Here is a 3604-nt window from a genome sequence, read left to right as displayed (position 1 = left end):
GCTGAAGTCTTGAAGCCGCAACAAACGGAAATGCGACCAAGGCCACGGCCCGAAGTCACCAAGGGACAGACGGTGAGGATCAAGACCGGCTGCGGAAACCTCTACATCACTGTAAACCGAGATGAACACGGTTTGTGCGAGTGCTTCACCGCCATGGGGAAGTCCGGCGGATGTGCCGCGTCCCAGGCGGAGGCCATTGCGAGGCTCATCTCGCTGGCGTTGCGTTCCGGTGTAGCGGTAGAGGCAGTGATCAAGGAGCTCCGCGGCATACGGTGCCCTTCGCCTGCGTGGGGCAACGGTGGCCAAGTGCTATCCTGCGCGGACGCCATAGGGATAGTCCTTGGCCGCGTTGCCGGCGTCAACATCGGCCGTCAGGCGGCCCCAGACCCTCACCATGCGTCTGTTCGTGTCTTATCAGAAGGGGCCGGGATAGTCGATCTCTCGGCGGCCTTAGCCCTTGTGAAGCACAAAGGCGCCTGCCCGGACTGCGGGAGCGCCATGAAGTTTGAGTCTGGTTGTTCGACGTGCCCAACCTGTGGGTTCAGCGAATGCTTGTAAGAGCCAATATCAAACCTTGGGAGGTAAAGCGATGAGATTCACGATTGAACAGTGCGCTCTGCTGGCGGCCTTGCGGCTCGTGTTGTCAGCTATTGGGTCCCCTCCCCCTTCGAGGGCGCGCGGGATGCCTCGAAACAAGGGGGTTATGCTGTAGGCCACGCTCAACGGTATAAGACTTGAGGGCGCGAGCGATTCCAGAGGCGTGAGAATTGATGTGCCAGCCTCTGTGTTCGGACAAGGCAAGATCGCAGTTGGCGGCCGATCCTTGGAGCGCATGCTTCAAGGCTTCGGAAAGGGCGCTCTATCTGTCGAATTCGACGAGGAGCGCTCCGTGGCCAGCTTGAGCCGCGGCAACTGCCGGGCGGAGATGGGGAAGCACAGCGACGTCTTCTGGAAATACTCAATCCCCCCTCTGCAGTCTGTCCAAGGTCAAGACGTAAGAGTTGAGTGGCCTGTCTTGAGCGCCGCATTCCGCGCGGTCATGTTCGCAGCCTCAAGAAGCGACAGGCGGCCAGTCTTGCGGGGAGTCTGTCTCGCCGCCGACGGTTCAGGCACAGATCTAGTAGCACTGGACGGCGTTCGGATGGCCGTATACAGGCTGCCGCTTGCTGGGCCAACAGGGCGGTGGATCATACCTGCGGGGTCACTCAAGATAGCGGGTAGGCTCTTCAAGAACGAAAAGACGCTGACAATCACTCTCGGCGAGGGGACGGTGCAATTCGCTGGTTCTGCCGCAACACTCGCAGTGAAGACTATCGAGGAAGCATTCCCCTCACACAGGGAGATCCTTGGGAGGACATCACAGCGAACCACAATCACGACCGATAGACTGTCGTTGTTGGCCGTCGTTAGGCGCATGGCAGCCTTCTCGCCAGCGGAACAACCGGAACTCCATATCCGCACCGGCGAGAAACGACTCTACCTTTCAATGGAGGACGTATTTACTGGGACTACCTTCAGGGACGAACTTGATGCGGAAATACAAGGCCAGCCCTTGACGGTTGCGTTCAACCCGCGTCTGTTGCAGGACGTATTGAACGAGGCCGGAGGCGATAGAGTCACCATCGGACTCGAGTCTTCCTTTGCCGCTGCGAGTTTTCGCGGCGGCCTGGAGGGATGGACCGCCGTTGTGATGCCTCTGAGATGGTTCGACGACAAGGCCGATGCTGCGTAGCGGCAACAGTGCGAAGGAGGAAACAGAGTGCCTTATGCGTGGGTAGAGCCTGAAGTCTACATGAAATACAAAGACGTCACCATCTATCATATCTACAAGGATGACGAGCTTGCTTGCGGCGCCCGCACTTTCTGGTACGGGACAGACCCCAAATGCTCGGACAACTCGGGCGAGTATGCGTTCGACGTCCGGGAACTGCCGCAAAACGGTCACGATGCCCACACTGACGATGGACGGAAGGCCATCATCAGAGAAGCCATAGACGCCGGGCTAATCACGAAGGATGGGCTAATCGAGGAGGATATCGAACCGCCCAAGGAAGCATCTCCTGGCGCCAAGGCCGAGGAGGCGCGAGAGCCGCACGGCAGCTGTCAAGCGGAGAAAGAGGCAGTAGTTCTCCAGGACTTGAAGCACGATTCAGCAGTGCTGGAAGCAAAAGTCCAGGCTGTGCGGGAACTTGTCCTCAGCCTGGCCGAAGATGTCGGGCGTGAGTGTTCGGGGCAGGTAGGCTCTCTCCAAAGGGCCCGCCGGGTGCTTTGCGCCATCGAGAACCGGCAGCAGATGCTCGCTCCGGAGCTCCAGCGACTCAATGAGTTGATCGTGGAAGTCGCCATGGATTCTGCGCGTGTTGCAGCGTTAGCCGATAGGGCCGAATAACCAAGGCAATCGGTTCGACGCTGTACCCATCTGAAGGAGGACGAGGGCCTCTCCAACCGTAACGGAGAGCCCCTCTCGCATTGGGAGAGCGCAGGAGCTCTCCCGGACTAATACATGCAACCTCTTCTGGAATGCCAGACAGCGATTCTCGGGCGTGATCTGGGAGTCCTCATTGTTCATCACGTGATCGGACCATTAAGGTTCGAGGCCAAGCAAATCACAAAGAAGGAGGAGGTTCTGTTGGCAGACAGAGTGCCGCCCGCACTCAGGGACTGTTTGCTCAGGAGGATAGTAGACCTGGCAACGAACCTGGGCAACGCGTCGCCGCAAGCGGAGGCGAACATCAAGTGAAACCCGCGGACACGATCGATGCACCGATACTGTTCTGGGACACGGCCGGCCGCTACGGCTTCTTGAGCAACTGCCGTTGTGCTAAAGACCGACTCGCAGGGCAGTCGATACTATGAGATCCGGTTCTTCGATCATACTGGAGCCCAGCAAGGCGTCCTCACCGGTCTCGTTCACAGTGATGAGCAGCCCTTGCAAGGCAACGACATGGGACAGACCCAAGAAATCGAGAGGCTTCGGAAAAGGGCAATCGCCCTGGAAGACGCGCTGCGAAAAGCGCTCGAGCATCGAGGGCCTGAGCGGTTGGAGATGCCGTCCCCTGGCTGCATCGAATGCCATGAGAAGTGTAGCGAGTGTCATCTGACGGCCAACGATATCCGCCAGGGACCAAACCTCGAGCGCTACGCCTGAGAACAAACTCGAGAGGAGGAACTCGATGTACCGAACCACGTGCCCCAAGTGTGGGGCCGAGGACTCACTATATGTGGTGTCCGGGTACTTTCGGGCAACCCGCATGTTCTTGACTCAGGACGGGTTCTCCCCAATGGATGCGAAACAGTTCGACACCGAGGATGAGAAGGTTGAGTGCGACAGTTGTGGCGCGACGTTCGATCTGGGGGATCTCGATCTTGATCTGGAAGAGCCCATTGAGACTGACAGCGGATCTCAACAGACGCCGGCTACCACAGGTGGAGACGCTCCGATGGAAGCCTCCCCAATCACAGAACGCGACCCTGGCGCAAAGTCAAAGGCCGCCGAGGCGGTTTGTGATCTGGCCAGCCGACTTGTACGGAGCAAACACCATGTTTCCACGTTGGAGTTACCCCGGTTTGGTGGACACCGTCAGGCTTTGGTTTTCAGGCTGCA

At 58.5% G+C, this 3604-nt stretch carries 5 protein-coding genes; 4 read left to right on the top strand and 1 reads right to left on the bottom strand.

Annotated elements, in window-relative coordinates; translation table 11 throughout:
• The 3 genes from NUW23_15510 to NUW23_15500 form a co-directional block, all read left to right on the top strand.
• Positions 1-558 (top strand): TSCPD domain-containing protein (locus NUW23_15510; protein MCR4427564.1); only part of this gene is annotated, 558 nt, incomplete at its 5' end.
• A 202-nt stretch (positions 559-760) separates the two neighbouring features.
• Positions 761-1732 (top strand): hypothetical protein, encoded by a 972-nt coding sequence (locus NUW23_15505; protein ID MCR4427563.1) that lies wholly within the window; start codon positions 761-763, stop codon positions 1730-1732.
• A 27-nt stretch (positions 1733-1759) separates the two neighbouring features.
• Positions 1760-2389, top strand: coding sequence for a hypothetical protein (locus NUW23_15500; protein ID MCR4427562.1), 630 nt, complete (start codon positions 1760-1762; stop codon positions 2387-2389).
• Positions 2390-2821: 432 nt separating this feature from the next.
• Here the strand turns inward: NUW23_15500 and NUW23_15495 are convergent, their stop codons facing one another.
• The gene (locus tag NUW23_15495) at positions 2822-3187 is read right to left on the bottom strand and encodes a hypothetical protein (GenBank protein ID MCR4427561.1); all 366 of its coding nucleotides are present in this window, start codon (positions 3185-3187) and stop codon (positions 2822-2824) included.
• On the opposite strand from NUW23_15495, the gene NUW23_15490 reads away from it, so the two are divergent.
• On the top strand, positions 3174-3604 hold a 431-nt coding region (locus NUW23_15490), incomplete at its 3' end, for a hypothetical protein (GenBank protein ID MCR4427560.1). The genes NUW23_15495 and NUW23_15490 overlap by 14 nt on opposite strands.

It is taken from the genome of Bacillota bacterium (assembly GCA_024655925.1).
In the GTDB taxonomy this organism is placed as follows: domain Bacteria; phylum Bacillota; class DTU025; order DTU025; family JANLFS01; genus JANLFS01.
This window is presented reverse-complemented; position numbering and strand designations above follow the sequence as displayed.